The sequence below is a fragment of the Loktanella sp. SALINAS62 genome (assembly GCF_018263905.1).
In the GTDB taxonomy this organism is placed as follows: domain Bacteria; phylum Pseudomonadota; class Alphaproteobacteria; order Rhodobacterales; family Rhodobacteraceae; genus Loktanella.
On record NZ_JAAFZU010000001.1, the window covers coordinates 131,786 to 146,361 of the forward strand.

Annotated in this window: 19 protein-coding genes; 2 read left to right on the forward strand and 17 right to left on the reverse strand. The window is 61.4% G+C overall.

Annotated elements, in window-relative coordinates; all coding sequences use genetic code 11:
- Positions 1 to 20: 20 nt before the first annotated feature.
- The 9 genes from tilS to GZH79_RS00655 all read right to left on the reverse strand — a co-directional run bounded on the left by tilS (position 21) and on the right by GZH79_RS00655 (position 7,940).
- Positions 21 to 1,253: a tRNA lysidine(34) synthetase TilS gene (gene tilS / locus GZH79_RS00615; RefSeq protein ID WP_249218903.1), complete on the reverse strand. Its 1,233-nt coding sequence runs from the start codon at positions 1,251 to 1,253 to the stop codon at positions 21 to 23.
- 2 nt (positions 1,254 to 1,255) lie between these two features.
- Entirely contained in the window at positions 1,256 to 2,065 is an 810-nt protein-coding gene (ybgF, locus tag GZH79_RS00620; protein WP_211641205.1) for a tol-pal system protein YbgF, read from the reverse strand.
- Positions 2,065 to 2,586, reverse strand: a complete 522-nt coding sequence (gene pal / locus GZH79_RS00625) for a peptidoglycan-associated lipoprotein Pal (RefSeq protein WP_211641206.1) — start codon at positions 2,584 to 2,586, stop codon at positions 2,065 to 2,067. The genes ybgF and pal overlap by 1 nt, the downstream gene beginning before the upstream one ends.
- A gap of 63 nt (positions 2,587 to 2,649) precedes the next feature.
- Positions 2,650 to 3,981 carry a Tol-Pal system beta propeller repeat protein TolB gene (gene tolB / locus GZH79_RS00630; protein ID WP_211641207.1) on the reverse strand — a complete coding sequence of 444 codons (1,332 nt, stop codon included), beginning with the start codon at positions 3,979 to 3,981 and terminating at the stop codon, positions 2,650 to 2,652.
- A 102-nt stretch (positions 3,982 to 4,083) separates the two neighbouring features.
- Complete coding sequence (locus GZH79_RS00635) at positions 4,084 to 5,226, reverse strand: hypothetical protein (protein ID WP_211641208.1); 1,143 nt, start codon at positions 5,224 to 5,226, stop codon at positions 4,084 to 4,086.
- 4 nt (positions 5,227 to 5,230) lie between these two features.
- Positions 5,231 to 5,704 carry an ExbD/TolR family protein gene (locus tag GZH79_RS00640; RefSeq protein WP_211641209.1) on the reverse strand — a complete coding sequence of 158 codons (474 nt, stop codon included), beginning with the start codon at positions 5,702 to 5,704 and terminating at the stop codon, positions 5,231 to 5,233.
- Between the two features lies 1 nt (position 5,705).
- The gene (gene tolQ, locus GZH79_RS00645) at positions 5,706 to 6,380 is read right to left on the reverse strand and encodes a protein TolQ (protein ID WP_211641210.1); all 675 of its coding nucleotides are present in this window, start codon (positions 6,378 to 6,380) and stop codon (positions 5,706 to 5,708) included.
- A gap of 118 nt (positions 6,381 to 6,498) precedes the next feature.
- Positions 6,499 to 7,623, reverse strand: a complete 1,125-nt coding sequence (locus GZH79_RS00650; protein ID WP_211641211.1) for an aminodeoxychorismate synthase component I — start codon at positions 7,621 to 7,623, stop codon at positions 6,499 to 6,501.
- 11 nt (positions 7,624 to 7,634) lie between these two features.
- Positions 7,635 to 7,940 (reverse strand): Dabb family protein, encoded by a 306-nt coding sequence (locus GZH79_RS00655; RefSeq protein ID WP_211641212.1) that lies wholly within the window; start codon positions 7,938 to 7,940, stop codon positions 7,635 to 7,637.
- A 150-nt stretch (positions 7,941 to 8,090) separates the two neighbouring features.
- Between GZH79_RS00655 and GZH79_RS00660 the strand changes: the two genes are divergently transcribed.
- Positions 8,091 to 8,765, forward strand: coding sequence for a DUF998 domain-containing protein (locus GZH79_RS00660; protein WP_211641213.1), 675 nt, complete (start codon positions 8,091 to 8,093; stop codon positions 8,763 to 8,765).
- On the opposite strand, the gene ybgC is transcribed toward GZH79_RS00660, so the two are convergent.
- From ybgC to ruvC, 5 genes are read right to left on the reverse strand one after another with little or no spacing between them, the layout of a single operon-like run.
- Positions 8,762 to 9,139, reverse strand: a complete 378-nt coding sequence (gene ybgC, locus GZH79_RS00665; RefSeq protein WP_211641214.1) for a tol-pal system-associated acyl-CoA thioesterase — start codon at positions 9,137 to 9,139, stop codon at positions 8,762 to 8,764. The two genes, GZH79_RS00660 and ybgC, sit on opposite strands and share 4 nt — an antisense overlap.
- Complete coding sequence (locus GZH79_RS00670; protein WP_211641215.1) at positions 9,136 to 9,753, reverse strand: hypothetical protein; 618 nt, start codon at positions 9,751 to 9,753, stop codon at positions 9,136 to 9,138. The genes ybgC and GZH79_RS00670 overlap by 4 nt, the downstream gene beginning before the upstream one ends.
- Before the next feature lie 54 nt (positions 9,754 to 9,807).
- Positions 9,808 to 10,827 (reverse strand): Holliday junction branch migration DNA helicase RuvB, encoded by a 1,020-nt coding sequence (ruvB, locus tag GZH79_RS00675; RefSeq protein WP_211641216.1) that lies wholly within the window; start codon positions 10,825 to 10,827, stop codon positions 9,808 to 9,810.
- 9 nt (positions 10,828 to 10,836) lie between these two features.
- On the reverse strand, positions 10,837 to 11,502 hold the full coding sequence (ruvA, locus tag GZH79_RS00680; RefSeq protein ID WP_211641217.1) for a Holliday junction branch migration protein RuvA: 666 nt from the start codon (positions 11,500 to 11,502) through the stop codon (positions 10,837 to 10,839).
- Positions 11,499 to 12,005, reverse strand: a complete 507-nt coding sequence (gene ruvC, locus GZH79_RS00685) for a crossover junction endodeoxyribonuclease RuvC (RefSeq protein ID WP_211641218.1) — start codon at positions 12,003 to 12,005, stop codon at positions 11,499 to 11,501. The genes ruvA and ruvC overlap by 4 nt, the downstream gene beginning before the upstream one ends.
- Positions 12,006 to 12,230: 225 nt before the next feature.
- On the opposite strand from ruvC, the gene GZH79_RS00690 reads away from it, so the two are divergent.
- Positions 12,231 to 12,431: a DUF1127 domain-containing protein gene (locus GZH79_RS00690; protein ID WP_211641219.1), complete on the forward strand. Its 201-nt coding sequence runs from the start codon at positions 12,231 to 12,233 to the stop codon at positions 12,429 to 12,431.
- 62 nt (positions 12,432 to 12,493) lie between these two features.
- On the opposite strand, the gene GZH79_RS00695 is transcribed toward GZH79_RS00690, so the two are convergent.
- The 3 genes from GZH79_RS00695 to msrA form a co-directional block, all read right to left on the reverse strand.
- Positions 12,494 to 12,838 (reverse strand): hypothetical protein, encoded by a 345-nt coding sequence (locus tag GZH79_RS00695; RefSeq protein ID WP_211641220.1) that lies wholly within the window; start codon positions 12,836 to 12,838, stop codon positions 12,494 to 12,496.
- Positions 12,839 to 12,934: 96 nt separating this feature from the next.
- Positions 12,935 to 13,801 carry a 50S ribosomal protein L11 methyltransferase gene (locus GZH79_RS00700; protein WP_211641221.1) on the reverse strand — a complete coding sequence of 289 codons (867 nt, stop codon included), beginning with the start codon at positions 13,799 to 13,801 and terminating at the stop codon, positions 12,935 to 12,937.
- Positions 13,802 to 13,883: 82 nt separating this feature from the next.
- Positions 13,884 to 14,531 carry a peptide-methionine (S)-S-oxide reductase MsrA gene (msrA, locus tag GZH79_RS00705; RefSeq protein WP_211641222.1) on the reverse strand — a complete coding sequence of 216 codons (648 nt, stop codon included), beginning with the start codon at positions 14,529 to 14,531 and terminating at the stop codon, positions 13,884 to 13,886.
- Between the last annotated feature and the right edge of the window lie 45 nt (positions 14,532 to 14,576).

Below are 14,576 nucleotides of genomic sequence, written 5' to 3' on the forward strand. Positions count from 1 at the left end.
TAGACGTTCTTGGCTTATCTTCAATGCACAAGCAGCGACTGGGGAAAACTTCCGCTTCTTGTGTCCACCAATCGGTACGGCAGGCCAAAACCCAAAGCAGGACAGGCGATCAGGGCATCACCGTCCCAAATTCCCGGCGTGGCTGTCAGGCACAGCGTCGGGGCCGCGTCGACGGGCCGCACCGGCACCTGCGCCAACCCGGCCTGTCCCAGCGACCGGATCAGCAAGTCGTTTGAATCGCATCCTTTGGCCACCCAACGCCCGTCCCATGGGACATCATCCCCGACGCGCGTGATCAGGTCAGTGACCGCCTGCAATTCGCGACCAATCACCAGCAGGTCGCGTTGCGGAACCACAACCGCGCCCTGAATTGTCGCACGTCCACCCGCCAATACGGTATCCAGCGTGCGTTCCAGCGCCGCCAGCCGCGGCCGATAGCGCACCCCTGCGACATGCCCAATCGCACCGGCAAGCAGCCGCAGCTGCGTTTCTTTTTCGATCCGTGCCAAACCGTCGCGATCCAGCGCGATACAGCCCGGCGTCGTCGGGCGCAGCAACGCCTGCGCCACATCATATGCCCGTGCCGCCAGCGCGACCTGCGCACGTGCCATCGCGTCAGCGGTTGCGGCCAATCGCTGAATGTCCAATCCTTCCTGCCCGATCAGATGGCGCATCCGCACCCGTGCATAATGCGGATCATCGTTGCTTGGATCATCGACATAAGGAATGTTCAAAACCTTAAGATAATGCCGCAATTCGCCACGACCCACGTCCAGCAACGGCCGCACGATCTGCCATCCATCCGCGTTTCGCAGCCGCTGCATGGCGGCCAGTCCATCGACCCCAGACCCCCGCGCCAAACGCATCAAAAGCGTTTCGGCCTGATCGTCGCGGGTATGTCCAAACAGCACTGGGCGGCCTTTGGCCCATTGACCGATGGCCGTCATCCGCGCCTCGCGCGCCGCATTCTGCAGATTGCCGCTACCGTCCCATGTCCAATGCAATGTCTTATGGGCCAGACCCAAGATAGCGCATTCATCTGCGACCATCCGGGCCTCCGCCGCGCTGGCGTCACGCAAACCGTGGTCGACCGTCACGACGCCGACAGTCACCCCGTAGACTCGCGCCCAGGCGGCCGTCAGGTGCAGCAACGCCATGCTGTCACCCCCGCCCGAAACAGCAATGCCCAAGGTTGTGGGGAAATCAGGCCCCAGCGCCTGCCCCAGACTGTCGGCAAAACGCTGCGACAGCAACGTCAGGAACAGCCCAGACTGGTGCGGGTGTTGGCGGCTTCTGACACGAAATCGCTGGCAGGGAACCGCACCCCGACTTCGGCCAAGGTCACGCAGGCGTCGGGCACCTGTCCCACATCACCCAGCGACTGACCCAGCCGAAACAGCGCCTCTGGCGCGAACGTGCTGGCAGGATCGGCGGAAAACGCAGCAAGATATGCGCGTGCCGCCGCCGCACTTTGTCCCAATTGACCCAACGCCTGCCCCAGCAACAGGTTCGCCTGAATTTCCAGCGGTGACCCCGGATAGGTGGTCGCAAAGGCCGACAACCTGTCCACCGCAGATTGATACTCACCTTCGGCCAGCGCCTGTTGTGCGGCTTCGAAATCCTGCTGTTCCCCCAACGCCAGATTGGGGGTCTGCGCGACGGGTGCTTGGGGTGCAGGCGCGTTTGTAACAGAATCCACGCCACCCAAGGACGGCGTGTCACCCAACAGCGCGATATCGCAGGACGGTTCCAGTTCGCAAAGACGGAATTCCAGATCACCGACCCGGTTGGTGCCGTCGACGGTGATCCGGTTAATGCGGAATTCCAGCTCTTCGGTCCGCGACGTCAGACGCTGCAATTCGGATTCAATCGCGTTCAGGCGATCCAGCGGCGTATTGCCTGCCACGCCTTCGGACAGCGCACCTGTCGCGCTCAATTCGCCACGCAGGTTTTCGATGTCGCCGTAAAGCACCGTCAATTCCTGACGGATGTCGGCAAGCGTTGCGTCGTCCTGCGCCAGCGCTGGCCCCGCGGCCAGCGCAAGAACCAGTGCCAGCGCGCGCATCAGCTTAGCTGCCCGATAGAGATGACGGTCACGGCACGGCGGTTTTTGGCATAGCACGCTTCGTTCGAACACACCTCGATGGGGCGTTCCTTGCCATAGCTGACGGTCCGCAAACGGTTCGACGGAATACCTTTTGACATCAGGTATTCACGCACGGCGTTGGCACGGCGCGCGCCAAGGGCCAAGTTGTATTCGCGTGTGCCCTGTTCGTCGGCATGACCTTCGATGATGGCCAGGTAGTCGGCATTGGTCTGCAACCAGTTGGCCTGACCGTCCAGCGTCGCAATACCCTGCGGCGACAGGGTGCTGGTATCGACGGCAAACAACACACGATCACCAACGGTCTGCTGGAAATACTGCGGGCTGCGCGGATCGGATACGCCACCCGATACACCACCGGCATTTTGCCCGGCCACGGGGTTGGTGCCAATCGGGTCCGTGCCGCCGAAACGGTCCGGACGCGTACAGGCCGAAGTGGCCAGCGCCAAGCCGATCAGCGCGATTTTCGTCATCATGTGCATCTTGTCAAAGTCCTTGTTGATCCGCTTTTGGTAAAGCCTAGCATGGCACGCGGTTTTTGTGAATCACGGTTGCAGCGGTCCCCAGGACGGATCAGAAGCCCCACCCACAAGGTCCACAGGTTTCAGGTTCCGGCCAGAGATATCGACCGAATACAACTGACTGGTGCCTTCGGCACCTTGGGTTTCACGGGTGAACATCAGCACACGACCGTTGGGCGACCACGTCGGCCCCTCGTCCAGAAAGCTGGAGGTCAGCAAACGTTCTTCTGATCCGTCAGTGCGCATCACGCCGATGTGGAACCGGCCCGCGTTCTGCTTTGTGAACGCGACAAGATCACCGCGCGGCGACCAGACCGGTGTGCCGTAACGCCCGTCACCAAAACTGATGCGGCGTGGCTCACCGCCGTTGACCGGCATGATGTATAGCTGGCTGCCACCGGACCGATCGCTTTCAAACACGATCTGGCTGCCGTCAGGGCTAAAGCTGGGGGCCGTTTCGATCGACGGGGCAGAGGTCAGTCGCGTCGACGCGCCACTGGCAATGTCGCCGATATACAGGTCCGTATTGCCGCCGTTCGCAAGGCTGTAGATCACCCGCGATCCGTCACGCGAAAACCGGGGGCTGAACGCCATTTCGCCCGGTGCGGTGTCGAGTTGGCGGCTCGTCACCGAACCCACGTCCAGAATGTTGATCCGTGGAAAGCCGGATTCGTAGCTGGTATACAGCACCCGGTTGCCATCGGGCGAAAAGCGCGGCGCCAGAACCAGCGACGAACTGTCGGTCAGGAACTGCACATTCGCGCCGTCGTAATCCATGATCGCCAGCCGCTTTTGGCGGTTATCCTTGGGTCCGGCTTCGGACACGAACACCACGCGGCTGTCGAAATAACCCAGCTCTCCGGTGATGCGGGAATAGGCGGCGTCCGCGACCTTGTGCGCCATACGACGCCATCCCTGCGTAGTGCCAGCGAATTGCAGACCCTCGCCCAGTTCAGCACCGGTAAAGATGTCGTAAAGCCGGAATTTAACCGTCAGCTGGTTTCCGTTGACAGCAACAGCACCCGCGATCACCGCCTGCGCGTTGATCGCGCGCCAGTCGGGATAGGACGGTGGCGTGCCAAACGGACCCATCTGGCTGATAAAGGCGCTGGCTGGAATTTCGCGAAACAATCCCGTGCCCGTCAGATCCTGCGCAACCAGATTACTGATATCTGCGGCCAGACCTTCGGCCCCGGCGGTTTCGGCGGTAAAGACCGGCACCGCAAAGGGCAGCGGTTCAATCACGCCATCCGTGATGGTCAGCCGCAACGGACCGCCCTGCGCCAGCGCCGGAAGCGCTGATCCAAGCGACGCAAGGGCCACAAGCCCCGCAATCACAACTGCCTTCAAAGTCATAGCCTCATCCTCAGCCACGGGCGTTTGCCGCCCTTCTGCGTCATTGTCAGCACGTTAACAGCGGTCATGTTCGGTTTCCATCACGTCTTGGCGATTTCCCGCCTACCGCAGTCGCATGCCCGACGGATCAAAGGTGATTTCCACCTCTTTCCATTGGTCGTATTTTTCCGCTGGCAGATCATATCCGCCCTGCCCCTGACAGCGCAGGATCGCCCGGCGCGCGGCCTGAAACGCGATCTCGGTAGCATTTGCATCACCGCCCATGGCACCGACCTGCCGCACATCGCCCTGCACACGTCCGCCTTGATCAAGGTCAAAGGCGACCGTCATCGTCACCATTGCAGCCTGCGACCCGGGATCAACATTCCAGCAGGCGTTGACCGCGACGCGGAATCCTTCTTGTTCGGCACCCGTCATCGGGGGGCCGGGCGTCAGCGCAGGTTCGGCGGGTGCCTCCACCGCGGCCGCTGCTGCCAGCGCCGCAGCGATCGCATCTTCGTCCGTTTGCGGCGCGGGCTCTGGTTCCGGCTCTGGCGTTTCCTCTGCCAGCTCTGTCTCTGGTTCCAGTGCGGGCGCGGGTGTCGGACGGTTCGGGCGCTGCGGCGGGCGCGGTGTTTCGGTGACGCGACCTGACGGCGCTTCTGCCTCTGTCACGATCTCTGTTGCCGCTTCTTCGGGCGCGGTTTCTTCTTGGGCCTCTTCCACGACGGGGGCGTCGGGTGCGGGTGCGGGGGCCGCTTCTTGGCGCACGACCTCATCGGGGGCCGCATCCGGCGGCGGCGGGGCCACGGGTTGCGCCATCACACGGGCAGACGGGCGCGGGATCACCCGGTCGCTGTCCGATACATTGGGCGCATTTACCACTTCGTCTTGTGGCGGTCCGGGTTCCACTGGCGCCTGTGTGTCGGGGGGCACCGGCAACGCGTCCGGTGCGGGCGGCGGCGGTGCATCTGCGGCGGGCGGTGCCACGGGGTCCGGCGGTGGTGGCGGTGCTGTTTCCGGTTCGGCCACCGGAGTGTCCGGGGCTGTTTCGACGGCAGGGGCCACGGGCGCATCGGGCGCGTTTTCAGACGGGGCGGGCGTCGTTGCGCTGACGATGGCGGCGTATTCTTCGGATGTGACAATCGACACGTCCGAGACGTCGAACGGCAGCGGTTCGGAATCAAACCCCCAGCCCATGATCAACCAGACCAAAAGCGCCCCATGTCCCACCGACGAAACCGTGCTGCCCGGCGTCCATTGCATGGCGTCAGCCGTCCGTTCCCGTCAGGTCCGGTCCGCCGATATCCGTGACCAGACCGATGTTGGTAAAGCCAGCAGCGTTCAGCGCGCCCATGATCTGCGCCACGCGGTTCCAGTCATTCGCACCGTCTGCACGCAAGAAAATACGGTCGCTGGTCCGTTCCGCCGCGATCCCCTGCAAGCGCGGGATCAGATCGCTCGGCTCGACAGGTGTGTTTTGAATGGACAGGCTGCCGCCCGCATCTATGGTGACGGTCAGCGGTTCTTCGTCATCGCTGGGCAATGCGTTGGCCGCCGTTCCCGGCAGATCGACGGGCACACCGACCGTCATCAATGGGGCCGCCACCATAAAGATGATCAGCAAGACCAGCATCACGTCGACAAAGGGCGTGATGTTGATTTCCGCCATCGGCACGGCACGCGACCGCCGCCGCCCCCGACCACTGCCCCCCTGTGCCGATTTCTGAACCCCTGCCCCCATGTCAGCTATCCAACTGGCGCGACAGGATGGTGGAAAATTCGTCGGCAAACGCTTCGTAGCCAGCGATGATACGTTCTGCATCCGCGCTTAGCTTGTTGTAATAGATCACAGCCGGGATCGCTGCCATCAGGCCCAGTCCGGTGGCCAGCAACGCCTCTGCGATGCCGGGGGCCACGACGGCCAGATTGGTATTTTGCGATTCCGCAATTTCGATAAAGGCGTTCATGATCCCGAACACCGTCCCGAAAAGACCGACAAACGGCGCGGTGGCCCCGGTGGTCGCCAGCACGGGCAGACCCTTTTGCAGCTTTGCCGCTTCTTTGCCGATGGCCACGTCCATACTGCGGTCGATCCGCGCCTGCGCGCCTGCAATCAGATCACCATCCTGTTTGTGGCTGCGTCGCCATTCGGTCATCCCGGCGGCAAATATCGTTTCCGCCGACCCCTGCGGCGCGGCCCCGATATCGTCAAACAACTGGTCCAGTGGCTCGCCGGACCAAAACAGGGCGTCGAACGCCTCTGCCTCGCGGCGGGCGCGGCGGTATTGCAATGTCTTGTCAACGATGATCGCCCAGCACCAGATGGACACGACGACAAGCGCCAGCATCACGAGTTTCACAAGGATCGTCGCGCGGGCAAAAAGCGCCCACATCGTGTAGTCGGAGACTGTTTCCATTGGCCTGCTCTGATTGCCGGTCCGCTCGTTGCGGCTCTTGTTCAATAGCGTAACGCAAAATGCCCAGACTTGCCAAGCAATGCGGCGTGATCGGGCGATCCTTCGCGCAACGCCGCGCTTATCCCAAATTCTGCGTGAACGCGGCTTTCAACAACGCTTCGGCGTATTCGTCGGCTGCCGTGCTGTCATATACAACACCGCCACCCACATTCAGCGTCGCCTGCCCGGCTGTCGCACAAATCAGTGTTCGGATCGCCACGCTGAATTCCATCGCACCGTCCGGGGCGATCCAGCCAATCGCGCCTGTATAGCTGCCGCGCGGCGCAGGTTCGAGGTCTGCAATAATTTCCATCGCGCGGATCTTTGGCGCGCCGGTGATCGACCCGCAGGGAAACACCGCCCGAAAGATATCGGCCAAGGTCTGATCGGGCAGCAATCGCGCCGTCACTTCGGACGTCATCTGATGCACGGTGGCATAGCTTTCGATGGCGAACAGTTTGGGCACCTTGACGCTGCCGATTTCCGCGATCTGGCCAAAATCGTTGCGCAACAGGTCCGTGATCATCAGGTTTTCCGCCTGGTTCTTTTCCGAATCCGCAAGCTGTGCGCGCAGGGCGGCATCCTCTGCCGGACCATTGCCGCGCCTGATCGTGCCTTTCATCGGCCGCGTCCGCAGGTTGCCATCGGCGGTCAGCGCGAAAAACAACTCTGGCGACCGCGACAACAGTTGCACGTCACCCAAATCGACAAAGGCCCCATAGGGCACAGGCTGCCGCCGTTTCAGATGCTGGTAGAGATCGGATAACGCACCTTCGACGGCCAGCGTCAGTGGAAAGGTCAGGTTCGCCTGATAAATGTCACCACTTCGCAGATACGCCTGAACCGCATCAAAGGCGCTGGTATAGTCCGCCAGCGTCCATTCAGGCTGCAACGGACCCAACCGCGCCGGTGCTGCCACCGACGACGGGCCCGATGCGGCAACCCCGGCGAACACCCCAAAGCGCAACAAGGGTTCTGTCCGATCCGGCGGCATCCGCGCCGCCAACCGGGGGATCAACGCATAGCCCAGTTCATAGCTGGCACTACCCGCAAGCCACATCCCATCGGCCTGCGCCTGCTGCATTGCGATCAGGGCGTCATCAACCTCTGCCGCGTGCCATGCTGTGATGATGCCGACGGGGTCACGGAACACGGACCCGGTCAGCAATGGCCCTACATCGAACTGGACAGATGCGCCTGGCATCGGCGGTTCCTTCAGAAATCCGCAGCGATACGCATATCGCGCAGCGGACGCACGATATCGATGCAGGCGTCATAGATCGGATGCGCGCGATAGGCCCGCAGCGCAGCATCATCGGCGAATTCTGCGTAGACGATCACGTCGACATCGTTGGCAAAACGATCCTGTGCGCGATTGCGACGGACCTCGAAATGGCTGACCGCAGGAATATCGGCCAACATCGACAAACCATCGACGACCCTGTCTATATCCGCTGGATCCTTGCAGCTGAAAAAAACGACATGACGGATCGGGATTTGGGTCGCTGGCTCATCGGTCATCTGACGGCTCCTGCACGCTGTGGTTCGGTCCTTTGGCGGTCTAGCAGATCGGCACGCTGCCACAAGCGCATCACGTGGTCGCAGATGACACACGGAACAATCTGTTCACGCTGGCGTTACCTCGCCAACAAATAAGGGCCTTTGCCACGTATGACAGAACTTCAGGAAAGCCGGCATAAAAGCGCCCGGATTGTCGCCCGCGAGCGGCCCGAGTTGTTGATGTTCTGCGGCGCAGTCGCCCTGATCGGCCACATTGTCCCGCTGATCACCATTGTCTGGGCCGATATCGCCACTGGGAATCACGACTTCATCGCGGATTCGATCTCTGATCTGGCACGCGGGCCGCATCGTTACATCATGGATGTCGGGTTTTATGCTGCGGCCGGTGGACTGATGGCATTGGCCATCGGCTGCGCCCACGCCCATCTGGGCCGCACCGGGTGGTCGCTGGGCATTCTGACGCTCTCTCTTTGTGCGCTGGTAGAGGTCATGCTGGGACTATGGGACGCCTTTGGCGCGACAGCCAATGGCGACGGCATGTCGGTGCATACGCAGCTTAGCTTCGGGCTTGCGCCGCTATACGTGGCCGGTCCTATATTCATGGCTTCTGCCGTCGGCGAACTGAACCGCTATTTGCGGTGGTCGTTCTGGGCCGCTGCGTTCATCTGGCTCGTATTTGCGGCCCTTTTTAAACTCACGCCGACCAATATGGACGGTATCTTTGAAAAGATCGCCTTTGCCGGAACATACCTGTGGACCTTACCTCTCTCTTGGGTGCTTTGGGTGCGCGGTTACGAACGGTCCCACCGACTGACCAGTGATTAGCCCCGCAATTCAGACGGCAGGCGGGTTGGTTTGCCATCCAGCGTCATGCAGACAGCTGTTACCTCTGCCCTGAACAACACCTCGTCACCGCGCCACACCTCTTGGTCGAAAACCCAACGCACCGGGCTTTGCGCACGATGCTCCGTCTTGACTGTCAACCGATCATCCAGCCGCGCGGGCGCCAGATAGTCGGCCACCACCCGCGTTACCACGAACACAATCCCACGGTCGCGCATGTCCCGCTGGTTCATGCCCAGATCCTCGACCATTTCCGACCGGGCGCGTTCAATGTATTTGAAGTAATTGGCGTAATACACGATCCCACCCATGTCGGTGTCTTCGTAGTAGACGCGCACAGCCAACCGATGTGTCATTGCAACTGTCCCATGCGTGCGCGCAGGCGCAACGCATGTGCTGGATCATGGGCGACCACCGGCATGACCGGATCATAGGCCGCCCGGATCAGCTGCGCCACCTCTGGCCGGATCACGGCCGCCCCGTCGATCAGCGCCAGCGGCGAGCTGTCCATGAATGCCCGATCTGACCAGAGCAAAATGGTCTGCACAGCTTGGCTCAGCGCCAATGTGTCGGCTGACACGGCTTCCAGATGTTGATCCATCCGCAAGAACACAAAAGCCGCCTTGACTGCGCCGTCATCATCAAAACGAAAGATGCGGTATTGGTTGGCGTCGGCCCGCTTCAGTCGCCCGACCAGCCCGTCCAGTTCCGGCACCAGCCTGTCCAGATGCGGCACGCCCGACAGTTCGTCCCACTCGCGGCAGAAAAATACCATCAGGTTCGCCCCCAGTTCAGGGTCGGTCTCGGCCATCTTGTGCCCTGCCAGTGCCACGACCGCCTCGATCGCGCCCTTGAACACGGATAGCGTCGCATCATCGACACCGAACACCACCGGCACGATGGGCCGTCCCCAGCGCGCGCACAGATAGGTGCCATCGCTGCGTGTGAAATAGTCCGCTACGTCCGTCATCTTGCCTCTCGCATCATCTTGCCAAAAATACTCCCGCCGGAGGCTCCCACCGTGTCAACCGAACAGATCGTTATGCCCCTTGGGCGCATCCAGTCCCAGATGCCGCCACGCAGCCTGCGCCAGCATGCGCCCGCGCGGGGTGCGTTGAATCAAACCTTGCTGCAGCAGATAAGGCTCGATCACGTCCTCCAGACTGTCGCGGCTTTCGGACAGGGCCGCAGACAGGGTTTCGATGCCGACCGGACCACCGGCATAGCTTTGGGCGATCAGCCGCAGGTAACGGCGGTCGGCATTGTCCAGTCCCAGATCGTCAACGCCCATGCGGGTCAGCGCCCGGTCCGCGATCCCCTTTTCAACCGTCCCGTCCCCTTCGACCAGGGCGAAATCCACGACCCGGCGCAGCAGCCGGCCGGCGATCCGGGGTGTGCCGCGCGCGCGGCGGGCGATTTCACGGGCGCCATCGGGTGTTGCGGGTGCGCCCATCAGTCGTGCGCCACGGGTGACGATTTCGTCCAGTTCTTCGACGGAATAGAATTCCAGCCGCACCGGAATCCCGAACCGGTCCCGCAGCGGTGTCGTCAGCAGGCCCATCCGCGTTGTCGCCCCCACCAGCGTAAAGGGTTGCAAATCGATCCGCACCGTTCGCGCAGCCGGCCCTTCACCGATCACCAGATCCAGTGCGAAATCTTCCAGCGCAGGATACAGCACTTCCTCGACCGCCGGGTTCAAACGATGGATTTCGTCGATGAACAACACGTCCTTAGGTTCCAGATTGGTCAGGATCGCCGCCAGATCACCGGCCTTGGCCAGCACAGGGCCGGACGTCATGCGAAACCCGACGCCCAGTTCGCGCGCCATGATCTGCGCCAGCGTGGTCTTGCCCAGACCGGGTGGTCCGTGAAACAGCACGTGGTCCATCGCTTCGCCGCGCATGCGCGCGCTTTCGATGAACACTTTCAGGTTTGCGCGGGCTTCTGCCTGTCCAATAAAGGCGCCCAGCGTCTGCGGCCGCAACGCGCGGTCGGAATCTTCGGGCAGAGGTTCGGGCCGCATTAGCGGATCGGGTTCGGACATGCGCCTTCCCTATCCCTTTGGAGCCAGCAGCTTCAAGGCGGCGCGAATGACGTCCCCGGTTGCCATGTCGGGGGTGATGACCTCCATCACCGCACCCGCCGCATCCCCCGGACCGTAGCCCAGATTGACAAGCGCCGATAGCGCTTCGGACTGGGCGGGATTGGCCTTGGGGGCTGCACGTGCGGATTTTGGCACCCCGCGCGGGACCGTATCACTGTCGTCGATCACGGAAGGATCCAGTTCCACCGATGCACCCGCACCCATTGCCATGACGGCAGGTGCCTTGTCTTTCAATTCGTTAACCACGCGTTGCGCTGTCTTTGGACCGACACCACGTGCCTTTGCCAGCGCGTTCCAGTCGCCCAGCGCGATGGCGCGACTGACACCATCCGCGCCCAGCGCGCCCAAGATGGACAATGACGCCTTGGCCCCGATGCCCTGCACCGATGTCAGCAGCCGGTGCCATTCCTTTTCCACCAGCGTCGTGAATCCGAACAGCTGCAAGATATCTTCGCGCACCAGCAGATCGGTATAAAGTGCTGCCGCTTCGCCATTCGGCGGCAGGCTGGCCATGACACGGTCGCTGACATAGACGACGTAGCCGACACCCCGCACGTCGATCAGCACGTGATCCGTGCCGCGATAGTCGATCCGCCCCGAAATTTTGCCAATCATGATGCAGCCTTTGCAATAGCGCGGGACAGATGCCCCGCCGATTGCAGATGATGCGAATGGGTGATGGCGATGGCAAGCGCATCGGCGGCATCTGGCCCGGCAAGCTGCACACCGGGCAGTTGCAGCCGTACCATGTGGTCGATCTGCGCCTTGGCGGCGTGGCCGACACCGACAACGGCCTTTTTGACCGCATTGGGTGCATATTCGCCCGCGATCAGCCCAGCCTGTGCAACGACCAGCAGCGCGATCCCCCGCGCCTGCCCCAGCTTCAGCGTGCCGACCGCGTCCTTGTTAACAAAGGTCTGTTCGACCGCCGCGTGATCAGGCGCGTAGGTCACCATGACCTGCGTCAACCCGACGTGCAACGTCAGCAAACGTTGCGCCAAATCATCGCCCGTGCCGTGACAGATGCCATTGGCCACATGCGTGACCCGACTGCCGACCACATCGACGATGCCCCAACCCATGTTCCGCAGCCCGGGATCGATCCCCAATACGCGCATCTGACGTCCTGCCTGTTATCCTTGTTAGGGACCGGGCTAGCACAAAACAGGAACAAAGACCAAGCAGAACCATGATTGTCCTTTGCGGACGTAACCCCGATAATTTTTTGCATGGATGCCATGCAAAAAATGGGGGTTCCGGGCAGCACATTGCACAACTAGGTGGCAATGCTGATATCGCTCGCCGCCGTATTAGGCGGTGTATAAACCTGACAGGATACCCCCATGGCTGTAATTTCCAACTCTCGCACGTTTTCCCTGCCCACATCCCTGCGTTTCATCGGTGCCTTGTTCGCATCGGTCGCGACATGGAACGACGCCCGCGTCACGCGCAAGGCACTTTCCAAACTGACCAATCGTGAACTTGATGATCTGGGCCTGTGCCGCAGCGACATCGATTCCGTTGCACGCGGCACGTTTCGCTGACCTGCCGCAAAAGCATGATGCAAAAAAACGGCCGCGCCTGATAGCGTCGGCCGTTTTTTGTATTATGAAGCGCTGCGCTGCCAGATCTGCACAATCGCAGCGGACACAGGATCGGGCGTCATCAGCCACGCGCCCACGCGTTCGACCGTGGCGCCCTCGCTCAGACGGGCAAGGCGGTCGGCATAGTCGGCTTCGCCGATCAGCGTCATTAAAAACGCTTTCATGCTGAAGCAGCAAATCACAACGATCACCAGACCACGCCACGGGAACGCCGGACGGTATTTTCTGCTATGCGCAACGATCAGATTATTGCCGTCGATCGAAAATGTCCGACCGTATTGCAAACGACGACGCTCAACATGAACGACTTTCCGGCTGTCGCCCGAGCCTTGGTTCGATAAAAACATAATTCAATCCCCAGGCCCCCACCCAGCGATACACCCTTTTATCGCATCGGATTGGAATGGGGCAAGAGATTCACACAATTAAGCCATCTTTGCGCCTCATTTCCGAAGCGTTAACGTTGTCCAGTCACCAATACTGTCGCGACACTGCACATTGTATCCGGATTCTGCATAAACCCCGGCGACGCTGTCGGCCTGTTCATTCAGGATACCTGACAGGATCGCATAACCGTCCTTTGCGGTCGCGCGGAACATGTCCGGCGCCATGGCGATCAACGGCCCTTTCAGGATGTTGGCAAATACCAGATCGAACGGCGCGGCCGCATCCAATGCTGCCTCATCGAAACCGGCGGCGATCAGACTGTCGACCCGGCCGGTCAAGCCGTTTGCGATGACGTTGGCGGCGCTGACCTCGACCGCGGTGGGATCAATGTCGGTCGCTATCACACGGTTCGGGCTGACGTGGGCCGCCGCCATCGCCAGCACAGCGGTCCCGGCGCCGATATCAACGGCATTCTGCGGCACAAACCCATCGTCCAGCAAACGGTCAAAGGCCAGCAGACACCCCAATGTCGTGCCGTGATGGCCCGTGCCGAACGCCATCGCCGCTTCGATCAACAGCGGGATCTTGTCGTCCGGCACCTTGTCGGCATCGTGGCTGCCGTACACAAAAAAGCGCCCTGCCGCAACCGGGGGTAGATCGCGCCGCACCTTGGCGACCCAGTCTTCGTCGGGCACTTCCGAAATGTTGAAATCGGCGGCTCCGGCGACTTTGGCCAGAACGGCCAGTTGCACCGCATCGGGTGGATCGGTGAAATAGGCCGCGACCTCGAACAGACCTGAACCGTCCTCCACCTCGAACACGCCGATTCCCGTCGCTTCGGGGTCCAGCGATTCCAGCGCCTGCGCCAGATTTTCGGCGGGTGCGCGGCCCTGTGTGGTGGTCAATGCGGTCCAGGTGGTCATGGCGGTGTCTCCTTTGCCGCATCGCCTAGCTTGGTTGCTTGCAAAGAAAAACCCCCGCCGGTCAGGGCAGGGGTTTATCGGATCAGGCGGCGGTGCCAATCGGACAAGTCACGCCTGTCCCGCCGATCCCGCAATAACCGTTCGGGTTCTTCGCCAGATATTGCTGGTGGTAGCCTTCGGCAAAATAGAACGCGGGGGCATCGACGATTTCGGTGGTGATCTGACCATAGCCCGCCTGCGTCAGGCGCGGCTGAAAATCGGCCTTGCTGGCTTCTGCCGCCACCCGCTGGTCATCGTTGGCGACGTAGATGCCGGACCGATATTGCGTGCCCGCGTCGTTGCCTTGCCGCATCCCCTGGGTCGGGTCGTGGCCTTCCCAGAACACCTGCAATAGTCGATCATAGCTGATCTGCGATGGATCATAGACCACGCGCACCACTTCGTTGTGACCGGTCTTGCCGCTACAGACCTCTTCATACGTGGCGTTCGGGGTATAGCCACCAGCGTAACCGACAGCCGTTGAATAAACACCGTCCAGCTTCCAGAACATGCGTTCCACACCCCAGAAACAGCCCATCCCAAAGACGGCGACATCCATTCCGGCGGGGACATCCTGTATATCTGTGTTCAGCACAAAATGCTGACGTTCGGTCGGAATAGGCGCGTCGCGTCCGGGCAGCGCATTTTCCGGGGCAACCATTTCAGACTTGGCACGGGACATGAAAAACATGTGAAAGCTCCTTTAGCGGTGTAGCTGGATATAGGCACGCAAGCT